28 protein-coding genes and 1 other RNA gene are annotated in these 25906 nt (G+C 61.4%); 9 read left to right on the forward strand and 20 right to left on the reverse strand.

Annotation, left to right across the window (positions count from 1 at the left end; all coding sequences use genetic code 11):
* Positions 1-272: transposase (locus tag GA0061102_RS30610; protein WP_208858725.1), on the forward strand; the 272-nt coding region annotated here is incomplete at its 5' end.
* Between the two features lie 80 nt (positions 273-352).
* On the opposite strand, the gene GA0061102_RS30615 is transcribed toward GA0061102_RS30610, so the two are convergent.
* From GA0061102_RS30615 to rimP, 10 genes are all read right to left on the reverse strand, one after another.
* Positions 353-1369, reverse strand: a complete 1017-nt coding sequence (locus tag GA0061102_RS30615) for a class I SAM-dependent methyltransferase (protein WP_092856164.1) — start codon at positions 1367-1369, stop codon at positions 353-355.
* Positions 1370-1679: 310 nt separating this feature from the next.
* Positions 1680-3818: a polyribonucleotide nucleotidyltransferase gene (gene pnp, locus GA0061102_RS30620; RefSeq protein WP_092856166.1), complete on the reverse strand. Its 2139-nt coding sequence runs from the start codon at positions 3816-3818 to the stop codon at positions 1680-1682.
* A 325-nt stretch (positions 3819-4143) separates the two neighbouring features.
* Positions 4144-4413, reverse strand: a complete 270-nt coding sequence (gene rpsO / locus GA0061102_RS30625; protein WP_047635766.1) for a 30S ribosomal protein S15 — start codon at positions 4411-4413, stop codon at positions 4144-4146.
* Between the two features lie 170 nt (positions 4414-4583).
* On the reverse strand, positions 4584-5516 hold the full coding sequence (gene truB, locus GA0061102_RS30630) for a tRNA pseudouridine(55) synthase TruB (protein ID WP_092856168.1): 933 nt from the start codon (positions 5514-5516) through the stop codon (positions 4584-4586).
* 12 nt (positions 5517-5528) lie between these two features.
* The gene (gene rbfA, locus GA0061102_RS30635) at positions 5529-5936 is read right to left on the reverse strand and encodes a 30S ribosome-binding factor RbfA (RefSeq protein WP_092856170.1); all 408 of its coding nucleotides are present in this window, start codon (positions 5934-5936) and stop codon (positions 5529-5531) included.
* Positions 5937-6004: 68 nt separating this feature from the next.
* Positions 6005-6613 (reverse strand): hypothetical protein, encoded by a 609-nt coding sequence (locus GA0061102_RS30640; RefSeq protein ID WP_092856172.1) that lies wholly within the window; start codon positions 6611-6613, stop codon positions 6005-6007.
* 89 nt (positions 6614-6702) lie between these two features.
* On the reverse strand, positions 6703-9429 hold the full coding sequence (gene infB, locus GA0061102_RS30645; RefSeq protein ID WP_092856174.1) for a translation initiation factor IF-2: 2727 nt from the start codon (positions 9427-9429) through the stop codon (positions 6703-6705).
* A 101-nt stretch (positions 9430-9530) separates the two neighbouring features.
* Positions 9531-10223 (reverse strand): RNA-binding protein, encoded by a 693-nt coding sequence (locus GA0061102_RS30650; protein ID WP_092856176.1) that lies wholly within the window; start codon positions 10221-10223, stop codon positions 9531-9533.
* Positions 10220-11824 carry a transcription termination factor NusA gene (gene nusA / locus GA0061102_RS30655; protein ID WP_092856178.1) on the reverse strand — a complete coding sequence of 535 codons (1605 nt, stop codon included), beginning with the start codon at positions 11822-11824 and terminating at the stop codon, positions 10220-10222. Before nusA ends, GA0061102_RS30650 begins: the two co-directional genes overlap by 4 nt.
* Before the next feature lie 62 nt (positions 11825-11886).
* Positions 11887-12495, reverse strand: a complete 609-nt coding sequence (gene rimP / locus GA0061102_RS30660) for a ribosome maturation factor RimP (protein WP_092856180.1) — start codon at positions 12493-12495, stop codon at positions 11887-11889.
* A gap of 398 nt (positions 12496-12893) precedes the next feature.
* On the opposite strand from rimP, the gene GA0061102_RS30665 reads away from it, so the two are divergent.
* Positions 12894-13085 carry a DUF6494 family protein gene (locus GA0061102_RS30665; RefSeq protein WP_037155250.1) on the forward strand — a complete coding sequence of 64 codons (192 nt, stop codon included), beginning with the start codon at positions 12894-12896 and terminating at the stop codon, positions 13083-13085.
* Between the two features lie 102 nt (positions 13086-13187).
* On the opposite strand, the gene GA0061102_RS30670 is transcribed toward GA0061102_RS30665, so the two are convergent.
* The 5 genes from GA0061102_RS30670 to GA0061102_RS30690 all read right to left on the reverse strand — a co-directional run bounded on the left by GA0061102_RS30670 (position 13188) and on the right by GA0061102_RS30690 (position 17182).
* Entirely contained in the window at positions 13188-13457 is a 270-nt protein-coding gene (locus tag GA0061102_RS30670; RefSeq protein ID WP_092856203.1) for an antibiotic biosynthesis monooxygenase, read from the reverse strand.
* 256 nt (positions 13458-13713) lie between these two features.
* Positions 13714-15174 carry a lytic murein transglycosylase gene (locus GA0061102_RS30675; RefSeq protein ID WP_425348581.1) on the reverse strand — a complete coding sequence of 487 codons (1461 nt, stop codon included), beginning with the start codon at positions 15172-15174 and terminating at the stop codon, positions 13714-13716.
* A 17-nt stretch (positions 15175-15191) separates the two neighbouring features.
* Positions 15192-15797, reverse strand: a complete 606-nt coding sequence (gene recR, locus GA0061102_RS30680; RefSeq protein WP_092856184.1) for a recombination mediator RecR — start codon at positions 15795-15797, stop codon at positions 15192-15194.
* Positions 15798-15937: 140 nt separating this feature from the next.
* Positions 15938-16549 carry a LysE family translocator gene (locus tag GA0061102_RS30685; protein WP_092856186.1) on the reverse strand — a complete coding sequence of 204 codons (612 nt, stop codon included), beginning with the start codon at positions 16547-16549 and terminating at the stop codon, positions 15938-15940.
* A 96-nt stretch (positions 16550-16645) separates the two neighbouring features.
* Positions 16646-17182 carry an RBBP9/YdeN family alpha/beta hydrolase gene (locus GA0061102_RS30690; protein ID WP_092856188.1) on the reverse strand — a complete coding sequence of 179 codons (537 nt, stop codon included), beginning with the start codon at positions 17180-17182 and terminating at the stop codon, positions 16646-16648.
* A 114-nt stretch (positions 17183-17296) separates the two neighbouring features.
* Here GA0061102_RS30690 and GA0061102_RS30695 point away from each other — a divergent pair, with 114 nt between their 5' ends.
* Entirely contained in the window at positions 17297-17773 is a 477-nt protein-coding gene (locus GA0061102_RS30695; protein WP_092856190.1) for an Lrp/AsnC family transcriptional regulator, read from the forward strand.
* An 18-nt stretch (positions 17774-17791) separates the two neighbouring features.
* Here the strand turns inward: GA0061102_RS30695 and GA0061102_RS30700 are convergent, their stop codons facing one another.
* The 3 genes from GA0061102_RS30700 to ffs all read right to left on the reverse strand — a co-directional run bounded on the left by GA0061102_RS30700 (position 17792) and on the right by ffs (position 20246).
* The gene (locus GA0061102_RS30700; protein ID WP_047635820.1) at positions 17792-18115 is read right to left on the reverse strand and encodes a YbaB/EbfC family nucleoid-associated protein; all 324 of its coding nucleotides are present in this window, start codon (positions 18113-18115) and stop codon (positions 17792-17794) included.
* A 109-nt stretch (positions 18116-18224) separates the two neighbouring features.
* Positions 18225-20102, reverse strand: coding sequence for a DNA polymerase III subunit gamma/tau (locus GA0061102_RS30705; protein ID WP_092856192.1), 1878 nt, complete (start codon positions 20100-20102; stop codon positions 18225-18227).
* Between the two features lie 47 nt (positions 20103-20149).
* Positions 20150-20246: signal recognition particle sRNA small type (gene ffs, locus GA0061102_RS30710), an RNA gene on the reverse strand.
* Between the two features lie 91 nt (positions 20247-20337).
* Between ffs and GA0061102_RS30715 the strand changes: the two genes are divergently transcribed.
* From GA0061102_RS30715 to GA0061102_RS30735, 5 genes are all read left to right on the forward strand, one after another.
* Entirely contained in the window at positions 20338-20748 is a 411-nt protein-coding gene (locus GA0061102_RS30715) for an HIT family protein (protein WP_092856205.1), read from the forward strand.
* Positions 20745-21704, forward strand: coding sequence for an NAD(+) diphosphatase (nudC, locus tag GA0061102_RS30720; protein WP_037155259.1), 960 nt, complete (start codon positions 20745-20747; stop codon positions 21702-21704). The genes GA0061102_RS30715 and nudC overlap by 4 nt, the downstream gene beginning before the upstream one ends.
* Before the next feature lie 13 nt (positions 21705-21717).
* A complete protein-coding gene (locus GA0061102_RS30725) occupies positions 21718-22404 on the forward strand; it encodes a helix-turn-helix transcriptional regulator (RefSeq protein ID WP_004127790.1) in 687 nt (228 codons plus the stop codon).
* 83 nt (positions 22405-22487) lie between these two features.
* Entirely contained in the window at positions 22488-22718 is a 231-nt protein-coding gene (locus GA0061102_RS30730) for a hypothetical protein (RefSeq protein ID WP_092856194.1), read from the forward strand.
* A 120-nt stretch (positions 22719-22838) separates the two neighbouring features.
* Positions 22839-23207 (forward strand): VOC family protein, encoded by a 369-nt coding sequence (locus tag GA0061102_RS30735; RefSeq protein WP_092856196.1) that lies wholly within the window; start codon positions 22839-22841, stop codon positions 23205-23207.
* A gap of 151 nt (positions 23208-23358) precedes the next feature.
* Here GA0061102_RS30735 and GA0061102_RS30740 read toward each other — a convergent pair whose 3' ends face one another.
* Together GA0061102_RS30740 and GA0061102_RS30745 are read right to left on the reverse strand one after the other, a co-directional pair.
* Complete coding sequence (locus GA0061102_RS30740; protein WP_092856198.1) at positions 23359-24213, reverse strand: prephenate dehydratase; 855 nt, start codon at positions 24211-24213, stop codon at positions 23359-23361.
* 24 nt (positions 24214-24237) lie between these two features.
* Positions 24238-24993 carry a 3-deoxy-manno-octulosonate cytidylyltransferase gene (locus tag GA0061102_RS30745; RefSeq protein WP_092856200.1) on the reverse strand — a complete coding sequence of 252 codons (756 nt, stop codon included), beginning with the start codon at positions 24991-24993 and terminating at the stop codon, positions 24238-24240.
* A gap of 151 nt (positions 24994-25144) precedes the next feature.
* Between GA0061102_RS30745 and GA0061102_RS30750 the strand changes: the two genes are divergently transcribed.
* Positions 25145-25723: a c-type cytochrome gene (locus GA0061102_RS30750; RefSeq protein ID WP_092856201.1), complete on the forward strand. Its 579-nt coding sequence runs from the start codon at positions 25145-25147 to the stop codon at positions 25721-25723.
* Positions 25724-25906 lie beyond the last annotated feature (183 nt).

A 25906-nucleotide genomic window follows, 5' to 3' on the forward strand; every position in this document is an offset into this window, starting at 1 on the left:
TGCTCAAGCAAAAATGTACCACGGCCACCCGAAGATACGTCCAAAGGCATCTCGATGAAGATGCACTCGCCCGCATGCATCAACGGGCAACGCCCGACATGATGCGAAAGCGTCGATGCACCGCAGAACATCCGTTCGGCACCATCAAACGGATGATGGCAGGCGGACGTTTCCTGACCAGAAACCTCAAGGGCACCAGAACCGAAATGGCCCTCTCGGTGCTCGCCGACAACATCAAACGCACCATAAACATAACATCAAAACCCGCATAGACCCAGAAACCAAAAGAGGCCCCGGTCAAACCGGAGCCTCCAAACGTTTCCACACAGGCTGGATTGGCCGCCTTTTTCGCTTATTTCTTCGCCCAGAGCACCTTGAAGCGAGCATTGCGGCAGGTCTCGCCATGCTCTTTGAAGTTTTCAGCCAATACCGGCTCGTAGGGCAGGCCGCGATTGGCGACCAGCATCAGGCGACCGCCGCCACGCAGGGCCGAAGCGGCCGTCTTGATCATCACCTGGCCAAGCGAAGGCTCGGCGGCGTGGCCCTCATGGAAAGGCGGGTTCATGACGATCAGGTCGTACTTGTCCTTGACCGGCTCGCTCGCCAGATCGTGCCAGAAGAAGCGCTGGGCGACCTTCGGGCAGTTTGCCAGCAGATTGGCGCGGGCAGCTTCCAAAGCGCCGTAATGGGCCTCGTAGAGGTCGATACGCTCGATCCTCGGCGATTTGGTCGCGAGCTCGACGGAGAGATAGCCCCAGCCGGCGCCGAAGTCGGCCGCATCGCCGGCAAAGTCGGTCGGCAAACGCGAGGCGAGCAGCTCCGAGCCGGCGTCGATCCGGTCGTAAGAGAACATGCCGGGCGCCGTGGTGAAGCGGCCCTCGACGTGCGTTGCCGGCTTTGCGAGCTGCGCGGTCAATGCGTCGACGTTGGCAGGGCGCGTGAGCCACAGGGCAACGCCGTGATACTTCGGCATGTGCTCGACCTCAAGGCCGAAACCTTCGAGGCGCTTGCGCAGCGGCTGGATGCCGTCTTCCTTGCCGCCGGCGATGACGATGAGGCCACCTTCCTTCACGCGCGACAGCGCTTCGGCGATATGACTTTCATTTTCGCCTTTATGCTTGCCGCAAAGCACCAGCGCACCGTCATAGCCCTCGCCCTCGATCTCCGGCGTCACGTTGATCCGTTGCGCCTGCAGTTGGCGATAGAAGGGGCGGAAGCCCTGAACGGCCGAGAGTTCGGCGGCAAAGTCGCCCGGCAGCGCGAAGCCGGCCTCGGCGCCGAGAAACAGGATCCGCTCACCCTCGCCGGGCGCGTTAATGGTGCCAGAGGCAAAGGGATGAAACAGGGTCTTCAAGGCGTCGCGGCTCATGGGCGTGGTCTCGTCGTGGGAATGAGTTTCGATTGTCGGATATGCGCGCCATCGTCGTATCTTGTGCTTGCCCCTCACCCTAACCCTCTCCCCGTTGAAACGGGGAGAGGGGACGACTGAGCAAGTCAGCATGCCTCAGTTTGGAGGAAAGCGAAAATCGAGCGCAATCGCATCCCCTCTCCCCGCATGGCGGGGAGAGGGCTAGGGTGAGGGGCCAGGCACGCAGTTTCAGCGAAAGCAGCCGACGGCATCAATATAAAAGGGGCGCGGAAACGAATCCCGCGCCCCGGAACCTGAATGAAGGCGCAGCTTATTCGGCCGCGTCATCCTTCTTCTTGTCGGCGGCGATTTCCTGGCCGGTGGCCTGATCGACGACCTTCATGGACAGGCGAACCTTGCCGCGTTCGTCGAAGCCGAGCAGCTTGACCCAGACCTTGTCGCCTTCCTTGACGACGTCCTGCGTCTTCGCAACGCGCTCGGAAGCAAGCTGCGAGATGTGGACGAGGCCGTCACGGGCGCCGAAGAAGTTGACGAAGGCGCCGAAGTCGGCGGTCTTGACAACCGTACCTTCGTAGATCTGGCCGACTTCCGGCTCTGCAACGATCGAGTGGATCCACTTGCGGGCCGCTTCGATTTCCTTGCCGGAGGACGAGGCGATCTTGACGGTGCCGTCGTCTTCGATGTTGATCTTGGCGCCGGTCTTTTCGACGATTTCGCGAATGACCTTGCCGCCGGAGCCGATGACTTCGCGGATCTTGTCGACCGGGATGTTCATGACTTCGATGCGCGGTGCGAATTCGCCGAGCTGGCCACGGCTTTCGGTGATTGCCTTGGACATTTCGCCGAGGATGTGCGTGCGACCGCCCTGTGCCTGGCCGAGAGCGACCTTCATGATCTCTTCGGTGATGCCGGCGATCTTGATGTCCATCTGCAGCGAGGTGATGCCGTCGGCAGTGCCGGCGACCTTGAAGTCCATGTCGCCGAGGTGGTCTTCGTCACCGAGGATGTCGGAGAGAACGGCGAAGCGATCGCCTTCCAGGATTAGACCCATGGCGATACCGGCAACTGGCTTGGCCAGCGGAACGCCGGCGTCCATCAGAGCGAGCGAGGTGCCGCAAACCGTTGCCATCGAGGACGAGCCGTTCGACTCGGTGATCTCGGAGACGACGCGCAGCGTGTAGGGGAACTGTTCAGCCGTCGGCAGCATCGGGCGGATAGCGCGCCATGCGAGCTTGCCGTGACCGATTTCGCGACGACCCGGGGAGCCCATGCGGCCGGTTTCGCCAACCGAGTAGGGGGGGAAGTTGTAATGGAGCAGGAAGCGCTCCTTGTACATGCCCGTCAGGCTGTCGACATACTGCTCGTCTTCGCCGGTGCCGAGCGTGGCGACGACGATTGCCTGCGTTTCACCGCGGGTAAACAGCGCCGAACCGTGCGTGCGCGGCAGAAGGCCGACTTCCGAGACGATCGGGCGAACGGTCGACAGGTCGCGGCCGTCGATACGGCTTGAGGTGTCGAGGATGTTCCAGCGAACGATCTTGGCCTGCAGGTGCTTGAAGACGGCACCGATGACTTCGGCGGAATACTTCGGCTCGACGCCTTCCGGGAAGAAGTGTGCCTTGACCTTGGCCTTGACGGCGTCGACGGCAGCATAACGTTCAGCCTTCTGGGTGTTCTTGTAGGCGGTGCGCAGTTCGGCTTCGGCGATGCCAAGCATCTCGGCTTCGAGTTCGGAATAATCTTCCGGCGTGAAATCGCGCGGTTCCTTGGCAGCGACTTCAGCGAGCTTGATGATCGCGTCGATAACCGGCTGGAAGCCGCGGTGACCGAACATGACGGCGCCGAGCATGACGTCCTCGGGCAGTTCCTTGGCTTCCGACTCGACCATCAGAACGGCGTCCTGCGTGCCGGCAACGACGAGGTCGAGGCTCGATTCGTCCATCTCGTCGAGATGCGGGTTGAGCACGTATTCGCCGTTGATGTAGCCGACGCGAGCGCCGCCGACCGGGCCCATGAACGGAACGCCTGACAGCGTGAGCGCTGCGGACGTGGCAACCATCGACAGGATGTCGGGATTGTTTTCCAGGTCATGCTGGATGACGGTGACGACGACCTGCGTGTCGTTCTTGTAGCCTTCCGGGAAAAGCGGGCGGATCGGGCGGTCGATCAGGCGGGAAACGAGGGTTTCGTTTTCGCTTGGACGTCCCTCGCGCTTGAAGTAGCCGCCGGGGATCTTGCCGGCTGCATAGGTCTTTTCCTGGTAGTTGACGGTGAGCGGGAAGAAATCCTGGCCCGGCTTCGGCGACTTGGCGGAAACGACGGTGGCAAGAACCACGGTCTCGCCGTAGGTGGCGACGACGGCGCCGTCAGCCTGACGGGCGATCTTGCCGGTTTCGAGCTTCAGCGGGCGACCTGCCCACTCGATTTCGACGGTATGGATATCGAACATATCTTGTCCTTACATTGTGCGGGAAAAGGCGCCGTCGCCGACGATTTCGGCAAAGCGCATCTTCAACCCCACGAAATGTGACGCATCACGGGCAAGACAACGAGAGGCTTTCGAAAATCGGCCGAAGCGTGGAGCTTCGGCTGAAAGCATCCGGCAATCCTGCCCCATGACAGGTCAACGGTTGTTGTTGGCAGCGCCGGCCCATCCGGGCTGCCGGCAACTTCGCATCGCGCAGACACAGGGCGCGAGGGAAGCTGGTCTCAAGGGTTCATACCCTTCATAAGCATCCGGCGGACGTTCAGGTGAACGCCCGCCGGAAATTCTATTAGCGACGGATACCGAGGCTGGTGATCAGCTTGGTATAACGGCCTTCGTCCTTCTTCTTGAGATAGTCAAGAAGCGAGCGCCGGCTGGAAACCATCGTCAGAAGGCCACGACGGGAGTGGTTGTCCTTCTTGTGGTCCTTGAAGTGGTCCGTGAGGTTGTTGATGCGCTCGGTCAGGATCGCAACCTGGACTTCCGGAGAACCGGTGTCGCCTTCAACGGTAGCGTATTCCTTGATCAGCGCAGCCTTGCGCTCAGCAGTGATCGACATCGGATAGTCCTTTCTACGAGAGGAAATTAAAGTCGCCAAACGCCGGGATGTCGTCCAGCATTGGCCGCGAATGCAATCAGGCATGCCTGATGCTGGCGCTGCCTATAGACCATTTGCAGTGCAAAGGGAAGAGCTGCGATTCCTCCCCCCTTTTGCAGGGGCCGTAGCGCCTAGACGAAGACGCGCTTGGGGCGGAATTCGCCCTGGCCGATCTCGCCGATGGCGATCAGTTTGCCGCGCGCGGTGGCATAGGCCTCGGTTTCGGCGATCGGCGCATCGCGGCCGCGCACGAGGATGGGGTTGCCCATCTTCAGACGGTGCGCCTGATCGTCGTTGATGACGAGGTGCGGCAGCGACGACAGGGCTTCGGCCGTGTCGATCAGCAGCGCGTCAAGGGCGGCGAGCCGCTCGTCGGCATCCTCGATCTCTTCCAGCGCCACCAGATCGGCAAGCGGAATCATCGTCTCTTCGGCAAAGGGTGCGACGAAGCTGCGGCGCAGCCCGGAAATATAGCCGTAGCAACCGAGCTCGCGGCCGAAATCGCGAGCAAGCGCCCGCACGTAGGTGCCCTTGCCGCATTCCACCTCGAAATGCGCCGTGTTGGCATCCGGGCAGGCCAGTAGGGTCAGGCGGAAGATCTCGACTTCACGCGAAGGGATGTCGACCGTCTCGCCTTCGCGGGCAAGGTCATAGGCGCGCTCGCCGGCGATCTTGATGGCGGAGAACTGCGGCGGAACCTGCTGAATGACGCCGGTATACTTCGGCAACAGCGTGCGGATGTCCTCTTCGCCCGGACGCTTGTCGGAGGTGGCGGTCACAGCGCCTTCGAGGTCGTCGGAAGCGCGTTCTTCACCCCAGGTCACGGTGAATTCGTAGATCTTACGGCCGTCCATGACGTAGGGAACCGTCTTGGTGGCGTCGCCGAGCGCGATCGGCAGCATGCCGGAGGCGAGCGGATCGAGCGTACCGGCGTGGCCGGCCTTCTGTGCCTTGAACAGCCACTTGATCTTGGAAACGGCTTCGGTCGAGCCGAAATCGACCGGCTTGTCGAGGATGAGCCAGCCCGAGATCGGGCGGCCCTTGGGCTTGCGTGGCTTGGACATTCTCTGTCTCTGTTATTGATCTTGGTCGTTGTCGTCTTCGAGGTCGCGGCTGACCTCGGGCGAGCGCAGCAATGCGTCGATCTTCTGGTAGTTGTCGAAGCTCGTATCGTCGCGGAAGCGGACTTCCGGCATATATTTCATCTGCCGGAGTTGCGGGCCGAGACGGCCGCGTATGTATTTCGCATGGCGGTTCAGCGCCTCGATGACGGCGCCGTGGTCGGCGACGCCGAGCGGGGTCACGAAGGCGGTTGCGATCTTCAGATCCGGCGACATGCGCACCTCGGAAATGGAGATCACCGTGCGCTCGATCAGGTCGTCGCGCACTTCGCCGCGCTGCAGAACCTGCGTGATCGCGGAGCGCACCTGCTCGCCGACGCGAAGCATGCGCTGCGAAGGCGCGGAAGAAGTTGGTTTGGTCATGGTTTTTCCGTTAGCAGCGTCCAGTGGACGCGATAAAGGGGGTCACATGACTCGATCCGGCGAAAAGGTCAAGGCTGGACAGGGTGTGCGGCCCGCCAGAAGCCGAGAATCCTTGCGAATGCGGCATCCTGCTCCCCCTGATTGGAGAAGGCGGATGCCGGAATATAGGTGACGAAGGATTCGAGATCGAATTCGATCCGCCCGTTGCGCCTGGAGATATCGGCGATCTCGCGCCAGCCGAGCCATATCGTTGTGTTGGTTGAGATCCAGGAGGCACCGTCCGCGTTGGCCGTCACGGTGATGGTGACATCCGGGCGGATGCGCGATTGCATTGTCGCCAGTCGTCTCCGCGTCGCCCAGCGGGAATAGACGAGGATGAGTACATAGACGATCAGGGTCGGCACGAGCCAGATGATCGCCATGTCGGCCTCGTGGATCGAGGACGACAACCCGAAAACGGGAATGAAGACGTAGCCTCGCAGCAAATGGAAGAGGACCGGCAGGCCTGCGCCGACGCCGATTGCCGACAACACGAACCATGCCGTGGCGTTCTGGGCGTTCGAGGGGCGGCGAAGCGCAAAGCGTCGTCCTGCCTGCCGCATGATGGCGACATGTTCATCCGGCTGACGAACGAAGGAGAGGGTTATGGATTTATCGTCTTCAGACCCCGTCGTCATGCCCGCGGCTCATCCTCGTTCGGTTGGACCTAAGAAAAAACCGCCGGTCTTGGCCGGCGGTTTTGATATCTCGCAAATCGAAGAATTGCTTACAGCGTGCGTGTAATATGCTCGACGCGGAAGCATTCGATCGTGTCGCCGGCACGAATGTCTTCGTAGTTTTCGAAGGCCATGCCGCATTCCTGGCCGACATTGACTTCCGACACTTCGTCCTTGAAGCGCTTGAGCGTCTTGAGCTTGCCTTCGTGGATGACGACGTTGTCGCGAACCAGGCGGACACCGACGCCACGCTCGACCTTGCCTTCGGTGACGCGGCAACCCGCGACTTTGCCGACCTTCGTGATGTTGAACACCTCGAGGATTTCGGCGTTGCCGAGGAAGGTTTCGCGACGCTCCGGAGATAGGAGGCCCGACATCGCTGCCTTCACGTCATCCACCAGGTCGTAGATGATGTTGTAGTAGCGGATTTCGATGCCTTCGCGCTCTGCGAACTGGCGGGCCTGGGCATTGGCACGAACGTTGAAGCCGATGATGGCCGCGTTCGAGGCTTCGGCAAGCGAAATGTCCGACTCGGTGATGCCGCCTGCGCCCGAATGGACGATGCGGGCACGGACTTCGTCGGTGCCGAGCTTGTCGAGCGCGCCGGCAATGGCTTCGATCGAGCCCTGCACGTCGCCCTTGACCACCAGCGGGAATTCCTTCACGCCGACGGTCTGCAGCTGGGTCATCATCTGTTCAAGCGAACCGCGCTGGCCGGACTGGCGGGCAGCGGCCTTGTCGCGGGCCAGACGCTGACGATATTCGGAAATCTCGCGAGCTCGGCTCTCGTTTTCGACGACGGCGAACTTGTCGCCTGCCGCCGGCGTGCCCGAAAGACCGAGAACCTCAACCGGCGTGGCCGGCGTCGCTTCCTTCACATGCTCACCCTTGTCGTTGATCAGAGCACGCACACGGCCCCACTGATCGCCGGCAACGACGATCTGACCGGGACGCAACGTGCCCTTCTGAACGAGGACGGTGGCGACGGCGCCACGACCGCGGTCGAGCTGGGCTTCGATGACGGTGCCTTCCGCAGTGCGGTTCGGATTGGCCTTGAGGTCAAGGATTTCCGCCTGCAGCAGGATGGCTTCGAGCAGCTTGTCGAGGTTAGTGCGGTTCTTCGCGGAGACTTCCACGTCGAGCACTTCACCGCCCATGGATTCGACGAAGACTTCGTGCTGCAGCAGTTCCGTGCGGACCTTCTGCGGGTTGGCTTCGTGCTTGTCGATCTTGTTGATGGCCACGATGATCGGAACACCCGCCGCCTTGGCGTGGTTGATCGATTCGATCGTCTGCGGCATCACGCTGTCGTCGGCTGCAACGACCAGGATCGCGATGTCGGTCGCCTGGGCGCCGCGGGCACGCATCGCCGTGAAGGCGGCGTGGCCCGGGGTGTCGATGAAGGTGATCTTCTGGCCGTTCTGCTCGACCTGATAGGCGCCGATATGCTGCGTGATGCCACCGGCTTCGCCGGCCACCACGTTGGCATGGCGGATGGCGTCGAGCAGCGAGGTCTTGCCGTGGTCGACGTGACCCATGATGGTGACGACGGGCGGACGGGAAACCAGTTCGCCTTCCTCGTCGGCAACGTTGAAGATGCCCTGTTCGACGTCGGATTCCGAAACGCGCTTGACCGTATGGCCGAATTCGCCGGCGATGAGTTCGGCCAGATCGGCGTCGATCACGTCGCCCGGCTTCATCATCTGACCTTCCTTCATCAGGAACTTGATGACGTCGACGGCGCGTTCGGACATGCGCTGCGACAGTTCCTGAATGGTGATGGTTTCAGGCAGAACGACTTCTCGCGAAATCTTTTCGCGCGTTTCCTGCATCTGGCTGCGGCGGAATTTTTCCTGGCGGCGACGCATGGCCGAAAGTGAGCGTCCGCGGGCGGAGCCGTCCTCGTCGACATTCGCCGTCGTTACCGTCAACTTGCCGCGACGGCGCTCGTCGTCGGTTTTTGGGCGCGTGGTGACAGGCTTAGCCGGCTCGGGGCGTGTGACCTTGCCACGTGCCGGAGCACCGCGCGGCGGACCACGATCGGTCTCTTCTTCGTTGACCCGACGGCGGTTGGCCGGCGCCTCGCCGGCAGGAGCGCCGGGACGCGCGGGCTGCGGAGCCGCATCCGGACGACGCGCAACGACAGGAGCCGCTGCCGCCTGAACTGCTGGCTTCGGAGCTTCCACCGGCGCGGGAGTCGCGACCTTGGCTTCGGCAGCGCGGGCAGCCTCTTCGGCGGCGCGGCGTGCGGCTTCTGCCTGCTCGGCGATGCGACGTACTTCTTCTTCCTGCTTGCGACGTGCTTCTTCCTCGGCGCGACGAACGGCATCCGCGGCGTCGCGGGCCTGGGCATCGGCGAGTGCGCGACGGCGCGCGTCCATTTCATCGGCGGACAAATGGTTCAGAACCACCGGCCGCGACGTGCGTTCCTGCTGCGGACGCTGCTGGTAGCCCTGGTTGGGCTGTCCCGATCGCTGCTGCTGGCCGCCAGGCTGATGAATGCGCGGAGCTGGCTGCGGCGGACGCGGCGGCTGTGGCGTCGGTTCAGCGACGCGCGTCACCGATGGCGTTGCGGCAGCCGCCGTCGTCGAAGCTGCGATCGGCTTTTCGTCTTCAGGGCGCAGCGGGCGGCGCTTGCGGGTTTCAACCACGACCGCCTTGGTGCGACCGCGGCCCATGTCCTGGCGCACGGTGCCCTGGTTTACGCCTGATGGTTTCAGGGTGAGAGTCTTCTTACCTGAAACATTCAGCGTCTTGTCGTCTTGATTGTCGGTCATTCCGTTCCCGTTCCTTCGGACAGGGCTCGGAGTAGTCCGTCAGGCCCTGTCGTTCAATGCATGTACCTTAATGAGGCGTCCGGCATAGGCCGGTGACCGCGTCATTGTTTTCGCCGGCCAGCGCCGCCCGTTGCCCGGGACTGACCGCCGTTGCGGTACCGTTCGAGCAGGTTTGCGCGCTTCACTACACCCTCACCCGCCTGCCCTGCAAGCGCTGCGGCATGGATAAAAGCGTTCTGGCCCATCAGTTCTTCCATCTCCGCTTCCGTAAAGACACGGAAGGAAGGTATTTCCTTTTCGGTTTCCATACCGAGATGCCAGGCCTTTCGTGCCTGGTCGATCTTGCGGACGCCGTCGTCGGCAGCGACGATCGCATGGAACACGGCAAGTGCCGAGCCGTTGCGAACGGCGCCATCAACCTTTGACGAACCGCTGACGAACCGGCCCGCTTTGCGCGCCATGTGCATCATCCCGGCCAGTTGCGCCACGAGAAGACGGTCGACGATGGCACCAAGATCGGCCGGTGCCGTCACCTCGGCCTTCAGGGCGCGAGAAAACAGTTTCTTTGCCACTGCCTTGTCCACCAGCGCCCGGTCGAGCTTGACCCAGCAGCCGCGTCCCGGCAGTTGCCGCTTCAGATCGGGAACAACGGTCCCGTCTGGAGCGGCGACGAAGCGGATCAAATCGTCAGGCGATCCGCTTTCGCGTGTCACGATGCACATGCGGCCATTTGCGCCGTCATCGCCGAGATCATCGTCCTCGGGCGGTGCGCCAGGCCCCTCGGTGATCGTCATGCTTGTTGCTCGGTTTCGTCCTCCGCGACCTCTTCGGTCTCAGCGGCGAGATCGGCCTCGGTGATCCAGCCGGCGAGCAGGCGAGCCTGCACGACCATCTGTTCTGCTTCGACGCGCGAGATTTCGAGCTTGGAGAACAGGCCTTCGAACTTCTTCGTCTCGCCGTTCTTGCGTTCGCTCCAGCCGACGAGGTCGTCAGCGGCGCAGCCGGCGAAGTCCTCGATCGTCTTGATGCCGTCTTCGCCAAGCGCGACCATCATCTGGGCGGTCATGCCGTTGATCTGGCGCAGCTCGTCCGAAACACCGAGCGCCTTGCGCTTCTCGTCCATCTCGGCTTCGAGCTTCTCGAGATATTCGCGGGCGCGGGTCTGGATTTCCTGGGCGGTATCTTCGTCGAAGCCGTCGATGGAAGCGATTTCATCGAGATCGACGTAAGCCAGCTCTTCGACGGCGGCAAAGCCTTCGGAGGCCAGAACCTGGCCGACCATTTCGTCGACGTCGAGCGCGTCCATGAACAGGTTGGTGCGCTCGTTGAATTCCTTCTGACGGCGTTCCGATTCCTCGGCTTCCGTCATGATGTCGATATCCCAGCCGGTCAGCTGCGAAGCGAGGCGGACGTTCTGACCGCGGCGGCCGATGGCGAGCGACAGCTGCTCATCCGGAACCACGACTTCGATACGCTCTGCATCTTCGTCGAGAACGACCTTGGCGACTTCGGCCGGCTGCAGCGCGTTGACGACGAAGTTCGCCGGCTCGTTCGACCAGGGAATGATGTCGATCTTTTCGCCCTGCAGTTCGCCGACGACGGCCTGGACGCGCGAACCGCGCATACCGACGCAGGCACCGACCGGATCGATCGACGAGTCGTTCGAAATGACGGCGATCTTGGCGCGAGAGCCCGGATCGCGGGCAACCGACTTCACCTGGATGATGCCGTCGTAGATTTCGGGCACTTCCATGGTGAAGAGCTTGACCATGAACTGCGGATGCGTGCGCGACAGGAAGATCTGCGGGCCGCGCTGTTCGCGGCGGACGTCGTAAACATAGGCGCGAACGCGGTCGCCATAGCGGAAGTTCTCGCGCGGGATCATCTCGTCGCGGCGGATGATGCCTTCGCCGCGGCCGAGGTCGACGATGACGTTGCCGTATTCGACGCGCTTGACCGTGCCGTTGACGATTTCGCCGACGCGATCCTTGAATTCGTCGAACTGACGGTCACGCTCGGCTTCGCGCACCTTCTGCACGATGACCTGCTTGGCCGACTGGGCGGCAATACGGCCGAAATCCATCGGCGGCAGCGGGTCGGCGATGAAATCGCCAAGAGCGGCGTCCGGGTTGCGGTCGCGTGCCAGTTCCAGCGGGATCTGCGTGGAGTAGTCTTCGGCCTTCTCGACGACTTCGAGCAGGCGCTGCAGACGGATTTCGCCGGTCTTCGGATTGATGTCGGCGCGGATGTTCGACTCCGTGCCGTAACGCGAGCGCGCGGCCTTCTGGATCGCGTCCGCCATTGCGGCAAGCACGATCTCGCGGTCGATGACCTTTTCGCGCGCCACTGCATCTGCGATCTGCAGGAGTTCTAGCCGGTTCGCACTGACTGCCATTGTCTTTAGTCTCCGTCTTCCTGCCCTTGGGTTCCCGTTCCGTTAGGCGGTTCGTTGATCGGTTATTCTTCTTCGTCTTCCGCTTCGTTCTGGTTCGCTGCCTCGGCTTTCGCCAGCTTGTCGGCGCGCAACGCATCGCGGATGAGATCGTCCGTTAGGATCAGCTTGGCTTCGGCCAAGGTGCTGAACGGAATGGTTACGTTCTGCTCCTCGCCGCGGGTAGCCTCGTCGCGCTCAATCGTGAAACCATCGGCATCGACAGCGACGATCTTGCCGCGGAAACGCTTGCGGTTGTCAACGAGGATCGATGTTTCGCATTTGACGAGATGGCCGATCCAGCGCTGGAAGTCCGACTTGCGCACCATCGGGCGATCGATGCCCGGCGACGATACTTCCAGATGATACGCCTTGTCGATCGGATCTTCCACATCCAGAACCGGCGAAATGGCCGTGGAGACCTCTTCGCAGTCCTCGACGGTCATGGTGCCGTCGTTGCGTTCGGTCATGACCTGTAGCGTCAGGCCGTTCAGGTTCAAGAGGCGCACACGCACGAGGCGGAAGCCCATGCCCACGAGCACGGGCTCGATGATGGCGGCAACACGCTGATCAAGGCCGGTTTCGACGATCAGCCGCGGTTCATTGGTATTGTCTGCGTTTGTCACGTCCGACAAGCATTCACTCCTGCATTGTTCATGCATTGGCAGATCGCGCTAATAAAAAAGAGCGGGTCCTTGCGGCCCACTCTTCATCACACGATCAAGAATTTGAAGCCGATATAAGCCCGTTCCCGTCAAATTGCAAGGTCTTCGCACTGAAACCCGGCTTTGGCGGTTATTTGCGGAATTCTGCGGCAAATGCCGCCACATCTTCCGAAGCCAGCGCGCGAGGTGCTGGTGGCTCACCATGGAAGTTCTACATGACGCCGAGGACGAACCGCGCATTCCTTAGCATGCCTGCGGAACCAGTCGATCTCCTGGCTCGGGTCGAATTGTGGCACTGTGCGTCCCAAACAACTTCCCTCACCGCTTGCCTTCCCTTACAATCCCGTCCGGATGCGGAGGATTCCACCATGAGCGAAGACGCCTTCAACATGTCAATCCGCAAGTTCCTGAAGGAAGTCGGCGTGACCTCGCAGCGAAAGATAGAGGAGACGGTGCGCGAAGGGCGGACCGGAGGCAAAAAGCTGAAGGTCCGCATGACGCTGACGGCGGAAGGCACCGGCCTCAACCACGTCGTGGACGGCGAAATCGAACTTCCGTAAGCAGGCGAAGTGACCAAGCGGCATCTTCTGATGCGACCAAAGCAACGCAACGGTGCCTACGTCAGCCGCGCCGCGTGCCGCGAAAGTCATCTTAACCGGTTTTTAGGCCTTGTTGGTGAACCACACCGTCGGTGTGCCCAACACGCCTCCCTTGCGCATCGCCGCTTTTAGCTCTTCCAGCTTGCCGAAGGCTTGAGCTGCTTCAATCGTGGCAAACTCATGGGTGACGGTAACGTCGTTGGGATTGTCGGTGGCCTGATAGACCGCCTCTGCCGCAACCCCGTTTGCCTTCTGTACGGGCCGAAACTCATCGTATACTTTACGCCAGGCCGCGTAGTCCGAAACATCGTGCCTCACAAACAGCGTCGTCATCTCATCCTCCCGCGTTTGCATTTTCACGTTGGGACATCCCGTCGTTAAGGTACCACTGAAATGACGTTCGCGCTTGGGGAATATCTGGCTGTTTGTACTTGGGGCTATTCGCTTGCCGAATGCGGACAGAGCGACCTTGCGTCTGGGTCAGGCCAGTTCTTTCAGCCCGGTCGGCGTGGGACGGGAGCGAAGAAGCACACTACTTCCGGGAAGCGCCCGAAAGCCGCCACTGGCAGCATCTGCCGCTAAATTCCGCCTATTTCAGCACGCCGAGCATCGAGCTGTCGGGATAGCAGGTGGGCTTGCGGCCGCTCTTTTCTTGCCATTGGCCGATCGACCGTCGGGTCTTATAGCCCGGCAATCCGTCTGTGCCGCCGACATCGTATCCCTTGTGCTCCAGGGTCACCTGCATGCCGGCGACGTCGGAGCGCAGCATCTTGCCGACATCGCCCCATTGGCCCTGGAAGGCGCCGCCGCCATAAGCGATGCGGTCGGCCAGGTTACCGATATAGAGGCCGTAAAGGTCGGAATTGTTGTATTCCTTGATGACATAGAAATTCGGCGTGACGATAAATTCCGGCCCGTCGCGGCCGGCCGGCACCAGCATCATGCCGCTGGCCGGCATCTCGTCGGACGGAAATGCCTTGCCGGCAACCCGCATGATCCCAAGCGACGCCCATTGCGAGATCGGCTTGGCAAGATCTGGCCCCTCCTGGGCGCAGGAGACATTCTGCGGAATGGTGACTTCATAGCCCCAGCTTCGGCCGCGCTGCCAGCCCTTCTGAACCATATAGTTGGCTATGGATGCCAGCGTATCCGGCACGGACGTCCAGATATTGCGGTGGCCGTCGCCATCGAAATCAACGGCATATTTCAGATAGTTGGTCGGCATGAACTGCGGCTGGCCAAGGGCGCCGGCCCAGGAACCCCGGAACTGATCCGGCGTGACGTCGCCATGTTCGAGAATGCGCAGCGCTGCGATGATCTCGGTGCGGAACATGTCCTTGCGGGTAGACATGAAGGCTTTGGTCGCCAGCACCTGGATCGCCGAATTCGGCAGCTTGGCGATGCCGAAGCCAGTCTCGCGACCCCAAATGGCCAGCAGGATCGGTCCTGGAACGCCATAGGTCTTCTCGATCCGCTGTAGCACCGGCCCATATTGCGAGGCTAGGCCCCGCCCGGTTGCAGCCAGCTTTTGCAGCCGTCCCTCGTTGAAATAGGGGGCGGGAGAGGAGAATTCGGCCTGGGTCTGCTTTTGTTCCTTGGGCTTCGGAAAACCCGGCGGCACGAGATCCGGCAGATCCCAGTTCAGCGTCACGCCGGCGAAGGCAGCCTTGAAGGTCTTTTCGGAAATCCCAGCCTTTCGCGCTTCCGGCCAGAGATCCTTCTGTATCCAGGCCTGAAACTGCGCTTCGACATCGGCTTTCGAGGCTGCAAGCACGGGCAGGGGGAGGAGGGCGAGGAGAAGGATGCACAGCAGGGAAAGTAGGTTTCGCGCGCGCGGAGCCGTCGATACCCCCCTCTGTCGCTGTCGCGACATCTCCCCCACTAGGGGGGAGATTGTTGGGAGTTTGCTGCCCCTTTTTTCCAAGCAATCCACCTCAGTGTCTGCAGGTGCGATATTGATTTGAGGCAGGTCGGCGCTCCAGGCGGCCAATCTCCCCCCTTGTGGGGGAGATGTCACGTAGTGACAGAGGGGGGTATGCACTCTCCTCATACTCAGTCCTCTCCGTCTCAAATCGTCGTTCTCGCCCTGAGCGCCGCCGTCAGCGTGCCTTCGTCGAGATAATCGAGCTCGCCGCCAACAGGTACCCCATGGGCAAGGCGGGTAATCTTGACCTCAAGGCCCGCGAGCTGATCGGTTATATAGTGTGCTGTGGTTTGCCCTTCGACCGTCGCGTTGACGGCGATGATGATCTCGCGGACGCCGCCTTCGCCGACGCGGGCTATCAGGCCGCGAATGTTGAGGTCGTCGGGCCCGACGCCGTCGAGCGGCGACAATACGCCGCCGAGAACATGGTAGGCAGCGTTCATCGCGGCAGCGCGCTCCAGAGCCCAGAGATCGGAGACATCCTCGACGACGATGATGACGGATTGATCGCGGCGATCATCGGTACAGACGGTGCAGGGGTCGACTGTATCGACATTGCCGCAGCGCGAGCAGATCTTCACCTTGTCATAGGCTTCGCCCATGGCGTGCGATAGCGGCCCGAGAAGCTGATCCTTCTTCTTGATCAGATGCAGCGCCGCCCGCCGCGCCGAGCGTGGCCCGAGCCCCGGCACCTTCGCCAGAAGCTGGATGAGTTTTTCGATTTCGGGGCCGGTGACTCGCTTTGCCATGGGAGGCTTTTAGCCCAAATGCTGAGAGAACGGAATCACGGAAGGGACGGTCGAGCGATGAAAATTCTGGCCGTTTCCAATCGCATGCTATCTTTGTGAGGCCGGCGTCGTGTTCTGGGATGGAGCCGAAATTCCCGCGTCTAACGCAGAGCGATTGCGACCGCCGCGCCTGCCATGGTGCCGGCGCTGGCGCGATTGGCAATGCGCACGGCGCGGCGGCTCTTGAGGAAGGCTCTCGCCTTGGCTGCAAGCATCGCCCAGGAGAGGTCGATGACGACAAGAACCGCAAACATCGTTGCCACCAGTTCGGCCCAGCCGGACAATGTGACGGCATGCAGATCGATGATCGAGGGCAGCAGCGCCACATAGAACACCATGATCTTCGGATTGCCCATGGTCACCGTGAAGCCGGCGAGGAACAGCCGGGCAGGCGATTGCGCGTCCGGCAGTTCTTCCTTCGTCGTATCGGAGGCTGCAAACCACATCTTCCAGGCGAGATAGAGCAGGTAAGCGACGCCCAGCCATTTGATCATGACGAAGGCGAGGTGGAAGGTTTCGGCGATGGTCGCAAGGCCGGCAACGGCAAAGGTCAGCCAGATCGCCTCGCCAAGCCACATGGCGGTCAGGAAAGGCAGCACGTTGCGCGCGCCCTTGGTCAGCACGCGCGCCACCAGCGCGGCAATATTCGGCCCGGGCGATCCCGCCGCAATGAACAAAGCACCGGCAAAAACAAGCAGCGTCGACAGGCTCATCGCATTTCCTCCGATCAGGCAGGCCAGACGATATCTGGAAGAAGAGGTTGAGAGATAGCATTCCGGCTCGGCTTTTCCAAATGCCAGCTTTTGCGCTCAGCCGAGTTGCGCTCGAAAGCGCTCGAAGATTGCCTTGCCTTCCAGCCAGTCCTCCAGTCTCGATGCCGCATTGATATGACCGCGCGGCCCGACATCGACAAAGGCGCTCCCCCAGATTTCGGCGCTATCGCGCGCATGGTCGAACGAGCCGAAAGGGTCGTCGGTGCTGGCGACGAGCAATGATGGAAAGGGCAGCTGCCGCCGCGGTGGCTGGGCGAAGCTGCCGGCTTCGGCAAGATAGACCTCACCTGTGGGGTCGGGAGGGGCCACCAGGAAAGCGCCTAGGATCGCCGTTTTCCTTATGGGCGCCCAATGGGCGATGAGCTGGCAGGCGAGGCTATGGGCAATCAGGATCGGCGTCGTTTGCGAGCGGGCAATTTCCCGCTCGAGCGCGGCGATCCAATCCGTCAGTTCCGGCTTGTCCCAGCTCGACGGCTGGAACCGTCGCATGCCTGGGTCCTGACGCTCCCACAATGTTTGCCAGTGACCTTCGCCCGAACCGCCAAGCCCCGGAAGCACGATGATGTCGCTCATCCTTATCCTTTCTCCATATTTCCTTATGGAGCGAAACTGGCATGCCGACTGATTGGTTGACATTGCAATCCATCGGATAAAACGTTCACCTACCGATGAATTGAAGGCAAAGAGATGGATAGTATCGAAAAAGGGCTGGATCCGACGGATCTATCGATCATCGAGATCCTGCAGCAGGATGGACGAATTTCGGTTTCGGAGCTCGGCCGCCGCGTCGGTCTTTCGCAGCCGGCGGCGTCGGAACGGTTGAAGCGGCTGGAAGAGCGCGGCGTGATTGCCGGATATCGCGCGGTCATCGATCCCGCCGCGGTCGGGCTCGGCATGATGGCGGTCATCCGGCTGCGCACCACGCATGAGCACATCAGGCCCTACCTGAAGCAGTTTTCCGAAATGCCCGAGATCATCGAGGTTCTCAGGCTCACGGGCGAGGATTGCTTTCTGCTCAAGGTTCTCGTGCCGACACCCGCCGACCTTGAAACGATTGTCGATTCCATTGCTCGTCACGGCGCGGTAACGACGTCGCTGGTGCTGCGAAACGAACCTGTAAAGGCGATCGGCCGCGATCTCATTCGCAAGGCGGCCGCCCGCTGATCGAATGGGACGTTAGCCTCAGAACGGCAGCTTGAAGCCGGGCGGGATCGGCAGACCGGCGGTCAGTTCGCGGGTCTTTTCGGCGGCGATCGCCTCGGCCTTTTCCTGGGCATCCTTGTTGGCGGCCACGATCAGGTCTTCGAGGATTTCGACATCGTCTTCCTTGAAGAGCGACGGATCGATCTTGAGGCCCAGCATCAGGCCCTTGCCGTTGACGGTGACGGTGACGAGGCCGCCGCCGGCCTTGCCTTCGACGCGAATGTCGGCGATCTCCGACTGCATCTTCTCCATCTTCGCCTGCATTTCTTTCACTTTGCCCATCATGCCCATGATGTCGCGCATCGTCATTAGTCCTTCTTCTGCAAGTGTCTGTTCCTATTCGGCCGAGATATGCCGCCATGGTCGCCGCCGGCGTCAAGCCGATGCGGTTCCGCTGCCGTCTATCTTAGCCTTAGAATTCTATATCGTCGCCCGGCAGGATATCGCCATCGACGGATTCCGCGGCCGCCGGCGAAACGGCGGCTTCCTCTTCGTCGTCCGTCTCGGGTGCCCGCACCCGCACGTCGATGATCTTTGCGCCAGGAAATTGAGCGAGGATCGCCGCAACATCGGGGTCCTGCCGGGCATCGGCGACCCGCTGTTTCTGTGCGTTGGCCTCGGCCTCCACCAGCGTCGGTTCGCCTTCTTCGCGGCTGAGGCTGACGATCCAGTGAATGCCGGTCCATTCCTTCAGCTTGACGGCAAGTTCGTTCAGCAGCGTGCCGGGAGCTCCTGAGGTCAGGCTGACATCGAGCCGGCCCGGCTCCAGCTTGACTGGGCGTACGAAGGCGCGGACGAGCGCCTTCAGCTTCGGATCGCGCTTCTGGCTGGCGAGTTCGGCAATATCGGCCATTGAATTGATCGGCACGAGCGGCTTCGGCGCTTCGGCGGGCTTCTGCTCGATGCGGCCGACGGGTTGCGAATACGGCTGTGTGTTCGGCACGGCGCGTAACATGGCGACCGGTGCTGAAGGTGCGGGTCGCGGCGCCGGCGTTTCGACGGCTCGTGCAATGGCGTTGCCCTGATAGGAAACCGCTGCTCCGCCGCCGTTGCCCATGGGCGCAGAGGGTGATGGGCGGGAGCCGCCATTGCCATCGGAAAACTCCGCCAGCCTGCGTGCCGCATCTTCCGGCGCCGGCAGGTGGGCGGCATGTGCCAGCCGGATCAGCACCATTTCGGCAGCGCCTGCGGTGCGCGAGGCATTTTCCGTCTCGGCAATGCCCTTGAGCAGCATCTGCCAGATGCGCGACAGCGCCGTCACCGCCACGCCCTGGGCGAATTCCATTGCTTTCGTGCGCTCGACTTCGCTCAGCGACGGATCGTCGGCGGCATCGGGCACATATTTGAGGCGGGTCACGAGGTGGGTGAAATCGGCAAGATCGGTCAGCACGACAACAGGATTGGCGCCGGCTTCATACTGGCTGTTGAATTCGGCAAGCGCTGCCGAAACATCGCCTTTGACGATGTGGCCGAAGAGATCGACGATGCGGGCGCGGTCGGCAAGACCGAGCATCGCACGTACTGCTTCCGCAGCAACGAAGCCGCTGCCATGGGCGATCGCCTGGTCGAGCAGCGACAGGCCGTCGCGCGCCGAGCCCTCGGCGGCACGGGCGATCATGGCGAGCGCTTCCGGCTCGGCTTCGATGCCTTCCTTGCCGGCGATGGTGGTGAACAGCCCGACGAGATCGGAAGCGCTGATCCGGCGCAGGTCGAAGCGCTGGCAGCGCGACAGCACCGTGATCGGCACCTTGCGGATTTCCGTCGTGGCGAAAATGAACTTCACATGCTCCGGCGGCTCTTCCAGCGTCTTCAGCAACCCGTTGAAGGCAGCCGTCGACAGCATATGCACTTCGTCGATGATATAGACCTTGTAGCGGGCCGAGACCGGCCGGTAGCGCACCTGCTCGATGATCTCCCGGATATCGTCGATACCGGTGTGCGAGGCGGCGTCCATCTCGATGACGTCGACATGCCGGCCTTCCATGATCGCCTGGCAATGTTCGCCGGGTTCGCGCAGATCGATGGTGGGGCGATCGATCACTGATGTCTTGTAGTTGAGGCCGCGCGCAAGGATGCGGGCCGTCGTCGTCTTGCCGACGCCGCGCACGCCGGTCAGCATATAGGCCTGCGCAATTCGCCCGGTCTCGAATGCGTTGGTCAGCGTTCGAACCATCGGCTCCTGGCCGACCATCAGGTCCGTGAAGTCCTTGGGTCTGTATTTGCGGGCCAGCACCCTGTAACCGGTGCCGGTCGAGGCGGCATCTTTTGCTTGTCGCTCGCTGTCGCTCATCGCCTTGCTTATTGCCCGGTGAAAGCCGGGTCTTGCTTTCAGAAAGGGTGGGAGGCTGGCACGATGACCCGTGCCGGGCTCGTTAGGGCTGCTTCCTTCCGGACCTGACCCGGTTGGCGAGTGGCTCGTCCACCACCAACCTCCCGGATGCACATATCGGCAATATCGCCATCAAAAGCAAGCCAAGGTCAAAAAAAACTGCTAAACATTTGATAAAACAATGGAGGATGCCCCTTTGAAGGAGTTTGCGCTCGACGATCGTCTGGCGAATGACAGCGTTGCGGTCACCATTACGGGCCTTTGCGACGTGCGGCTGATGAAGGATCGCCGCTGGCCCTGGCTTGTGCTGATCCCGCGCCGCCCCGACAAGTCGGAGGTTTTCGATCTAACCCCGCTCGATCGAGTCTTGCTGACTTTCGAAACGGATAAGGTCGCAAGCGCGCTGAAGACGCTGACGGGTGCCACAAAAATCAACGTCGGGGCACTTGGAAATATCGTCCGTCAGCTGCATGTTCATGTCATTGCGCGGTTCGAAGGTGATGCCAACTGGCCAGGCCCGGTCTGGGGCTACGGCAAGGCGGAGCCCTATTCGGACGAAGACATGAACAGCCTCATAGCCAAGTTGCGGGAAACGCTTTCACAATGAGCCATTCCATCTTTTCCTCGGATGCGCCGCATCCGGAAGCCAGCAGTCTCACTGCCTTTGCAGAAAACCAGCTCAACCGGGATGCCGAGCATCGCGACGAGGAATCGATCAAGCATGCGCTGGCCAAGGAAGGCACCCATATCCTGGCCTTTGCCCAGGATCGGCTGGTCTTGAAGCATGACGGGCAGGTGCTCGATCCGCTGTTTGCCCGCTATGAGTTGCAGGATTTGGATCCGAACTGGGATGAAGCCGTGTTGCTCGGCTATCGCAATACCGGTGAGCCCCGCCTTGCCGTGCCGGTGCGCATCAATGCCGACGAACTTGCCAGCCATTACAAGCCCGCCGACATGCGCTCTCTCTGGCGTGATCTTCTGCTGGAAGGGGAAATCCTGGGCGAGGCGGCGCAGGGCATGAGCCTTGTTCGCTGGAATAGCGACAATCGCTTCTGCGGCCGCTGTGGCTCGATCATGGAAAGCCGCATCGGCGGTTACAAGCGGGTGTGCACGGCCTGCGAACACATGATCTTCCCGCGCACCGACCCGGTCGTCATCATGCTTACGATCGATGAAGAGCGCAATCGCTGCCTGCTCGGCCGCAGCCACCATTTCGCGCCGGGCATGTATTCCTGTCTGGCCGGCTTCGTCGAGCCGGGCGAAACTATCGAGAATGCCGTGCGCCGCGAGACCTATGAGGAGTCAGGTATTCATACCGGTCGCGTGCGCTATCACGCCTCTCAGCCCTGGCCGATGCCGCACTCGCTGATGATCGGTTGCTACGCCGAGGCGAAGTCGACCGAAATCCATATGGATGATGCCGAGCTTGAGGATTGCCGCTGGTTCACGCCGGAAGAAACGCTTGCCATGCTCGATCACGTTTCGGCTTCCGGCAATACGTCTCCGCCCAAGGGCGCCATCGCCCATCGCCTGATGCGCGACTGGGTGGAGTGGAAACGCTAGGTTCTGTCTTGCCATGGCCCGCTCGGAACGATTGCTGACGCTGTTGCAGACGCTGCGGCGCTACCGCCGCCCGGTCAGCGGCGCGGTCTTGGCGGAGGAGACCGGCGTCAGCCTACGCACGCTCTACCGCGATATTGCCAGCCTGCAGTCGCAGGGCGCCATGATCGACGGCGAGCCTGGTATCGGCTATGTGCTGAAGCCCGGCTTCATGCTGCCGCCGATGATGTTCTCGCAGGACGAGATCGAGGCGCTGGTGCTGGGGTCGCGATGGGTGGCCCGCGCCACCGATTCGCGACTGGCGGCGGCCGGCGCCGATGCCCTTGCCAAGATCGCCGCCGTGTTGCCCGCCGAAATGCGCGAGGCGATTGATCAGGCAGCGGTAGTCGTCGGCACGCGGCGCATCACCGAGGACAAGGCCGACCTCTCGCTCATGCGCAAGGCGATCCGCACGGAGCGTATGGTGCAACTGACCTATGGCGACGTGAACGGCACCATCTCAACCCGGCGCATCTGGCCTTTTGCACTCGGCTATTTCGACAATTCGCGCATCATCATGGCCTGGTGCGAGTTGCGGCAGGACTATCGCCATTTCCGCGCCGACCGCATCGTCGATTTCGCGGTGCTGGAGGCACGCTATCCACGCCGCCGTGTTGTCCTCGCAAAGGAGTGGCAGGCCAAAGAGGGCATTGCCCACAATTGATTGGCCGACTCAACACTACTGCCAGAAACTGTCAGTAGGCATGACTATGATGGGCACCATCCAAGCAGGAAGGAGGACCGATCATGGCAAGCCCAGTTCTTATCGTCTCGAGGGAAACACACGGCGTCGTAGCGCGCGAAGACAGGGGCTTCTCTCCGTTTGCGTGGCCGAAGCACCTTCTGCAGATTGCAGGTCGATATTTCGTCGGCTGTCGTTATCGCCTCGATCTTGATGAGACGCCGGATTTGGTGAAGCGCGATCTCGGCTTCCTCGACGGGCATGCCCCGTATCGCGAGGAAAATAGGATGCGCTGACGCGCATCCTCATAAACATCGGACTATCCGCCAACGCATTCATCACCGGCAGGCACCGCCTGCCTGCCGGACAGCAACCATCATGCCTTCATACCCCCAAAAACCGAGAGGAATATCCAAATGATCAGTCCAAACCTCATCATCTTCTACGTCAAGGATCCGGCCGAAAGCACGCCGTTCTACCGTGACCTGCTCGGCCACGAGCCTACCTTCGCCTCGCCGAATTTCGTGGCTTTCGCGCTAGACAATGGTTTTAATCTTGGCCTCTGGCGCCGCAGCAGCGTCGAACCGCAACCCTCCGCCATCGGCAATCGCGGCGAGCTAGGTTTCATGGTAGAGGGCGAAGGTGCCGTCGAGAAGCACTATAAGGATTGGAAGGCCCGCGGCCTGCCGATCGCACAGGAACTGACGACGATGGATTTCGGCCCAACTTTCGTCGTACTCGACCCGGACGGCCATCGCCTCCGTGTTTGTGAGCCGGATAAGTAAGGCGATGGGCGCAGGGCTTGCCCCTCACCCCTACCCTCTCTCCATTCGCGGGGAGAGGGGCCCACCTAGAATTCACGCTGAACCCGATGGTGGAAGGGGGGTGTCTTTGTCCCCCGCCTAGCCGCCTGGAGAGAGAGAACGGGTTTAAAACTTAGAGATCGCCCCGCATCGGGTGGCCCTTGTAGACGCCGAGGATGCGGACCTTTTCGGAGAAGAACCGCAGTTCTTCCAACGCACGGCGTACATGCGCATCGGAGGGATGACCCTCGATGTCGGCATAAAACTGCGTCGCTACAAAACGGCCGCCGAGCTGATAGCTTTCCAGTTTCGTCATGTTGATGCCGTTGGTGGCAAAGCCGCCGAGCGCCTTGTAGAGCGCAGCCGGAATGTTGCGCACGTTGAAGACAAAGGTGGTGACGATCTTTTCGTCCGGCGAGCTGCGCTCTGCCCAGTTCTCGTCGCGCGACAGCACGACGAAGCGCGTCATGTTGTCTTCGGTATCCTCGACATTCTCGGCGATGATTTCCAGGCCATAGAGGTCGGCCGCCAGCCGCGGCGCCAGCGCCGCCATGCTGCGATCGCCGGTTTCCTTCACCAGCTTGGCGGCACCGGCGGTATCGCCGGCGATGACCGGCTTCCAGCCGTTCGCACGCACGATCTTGCGGCACTGGCCGAGTGCATGGATGTGGCTGTGCACCGTGCGGATCTCGTCCTTCTTCACGCCCGGCAGCACCATCAGCTGGAAGCGGATCGGCATGAAATACTCGCCGACGATATGCAGCCGCGATTCCGGCAGCAGGTGATGGATGTCGGCAACGCGCCCGGCAATGGTGTTCTCGATCGGAATCATACCGAGATCGGCTTCGCCATTGTCGATCGCAGTAAAGGCGTCCTCAAAGGTCTGGCAGGGCAGCGGCTCCATGGTCGGAAACATGTCACGGCTCGCCATGTCGGAATTGGCGCCGTAGTCGCCCTGGAAGGAGATCTTGTTGGTCTTGGTGATCATGGGACTGCCTTTGGGGGAATGCCGTCAGAGAGAGGCGGCGGAAAGAATGCGTCTGGCCTTTTCAAGGTCCTTGGGAGTATCGACACCGAGCGGGACCGTGTCAACGATCTCCACATCGATGCGCATGCCCGCTTCCAGCGCCCGCAGCTGCTCCAGCGATTCGCGCAGCTCAAGCGGCGACGGGCCGGCTTTGACGAATTTCTCCAGTGCCGCGCGACGATAGGCGTAGAGGCCGATATGGTGGTAGAGCGGCCCGTTGCCGTAGGGGGCGGTGGCGCGGGTAAAATAAAGGGCGCGCAGACGGTTGGCCGAAATGGCCGAGCCGACCACCTTGACCACGCTCGGCAGGGTCTTCTCTTCCTCGTCCTTGATCTCGACGGTCAACGTGGCGATGTCGACCGCCGGATCTTCGAGCGGGCGCAGTGAGGCGCGGATGGTCTCGGGATCGATCGTCGGCAGGTCGCCCTGCACGTTGACGACGATTTCGGCGCGACCTTGCGGATCGACGGCCTGCAGCGCCTCGTAGATGCGGTCCGAGCCGGATTGATGATCACCGCGCGTCATGACGACATCGAAGCCGGCTTTGGCCACCGCCGCATAGGTATCTTCGTGATCGACGGCGACGACGATGCGACCGATCGCCGCCTCGCGCGCACGCTTGGCAACCTGTACGATCATGGGCAGGCCGCAAATGTCGGCAAGCGGCTTTCCCGGCAGGCGGGTGGAGGCCATTCGGGCGGGAATAAGGACCAGCGTCTTGTCTAAATTTGAATCTGTCATTGTTGGGCCTTCTATTCCTGCAGGAAAAGTGTCAAAACGTCTCACGGTGGAGGCCGTTTACAGAGTTGCAAGAAACAGCCAAAAGACATAGGTTTCGCGCGAATTCAAGATGGGCCGGCCGAGGATGCTGGCGGCGAGGGGAGCATAGCAGATGAATTCATCCTACGTGAACATGGGAGTCGGGGCACTTTTGGCCACGCTGTTCGTGTTGAAGTCCGTGTCGCTCGCGTCAGGATTTATTTTCCATTCAGAGACACCGGAAAAGCCCGGTTTTGCCATTGCTGCTGCCGAGGAACCGGCTGCCGGCGGTGACAAGGGAGCGGCCGCCAAGCCGGATACGCCGATCGCTCAGCTGCTGCAGAAGGCTGATGCCAAGGTCGGCGAGACGATCTTCAAGAAGTGTCAGGCCTGTCATTCCGGAGAGAAGGGAGGGCCGAACAAGGTTGGCCCGGATCTCTGGGGTATCGTCGACCGCCCGGTTGCTGAGCATGAAGGCTTCGCCTATTCGGCCGGCATGAAGGACTTCTCCAAGGGCGGCGCGCAAAAGTGGACCTACGATCACCTCTATCACTTCCTGGCTTCCCCGAAGAAGTTCGTTGCGGGAACCGCGATGGGCTTTGCTGGCCTGCCGAAGGAAGAGGACCGAGCCAACGTGATCGCCTATCTGCGCACGCTCGCCGATACGCAGGTGCCGTTGCCGGATCCGAACGCGCCTGCTGCTACGAACTAGAGCAATTCCAGGAGAAGTGCGAAGCGGTTTTCCTTTCGGAATTGCGTAAAAACAATAAGCTAGAGCGGTTCTCAGATTCCGTGAAAAACTGAACCGCTCTTCTGTAACGGGCATTGAGTCAATCCCTTTTGAGCTTAATCCCTCGCCGAGTGCTTGCTTCTGTCCGCAGTCGACGCTGGGGCC

The sequence above is a fragment of the Martinezella miluonensis genome (genome assembly GCF_900094545.1).
Lineage (GTDB): Bacteria > Pseudomonadota > Alphaproteobacteria > Rhizobiales > Rhizobiaceae > Rhizobium > Rhizobium miluonense.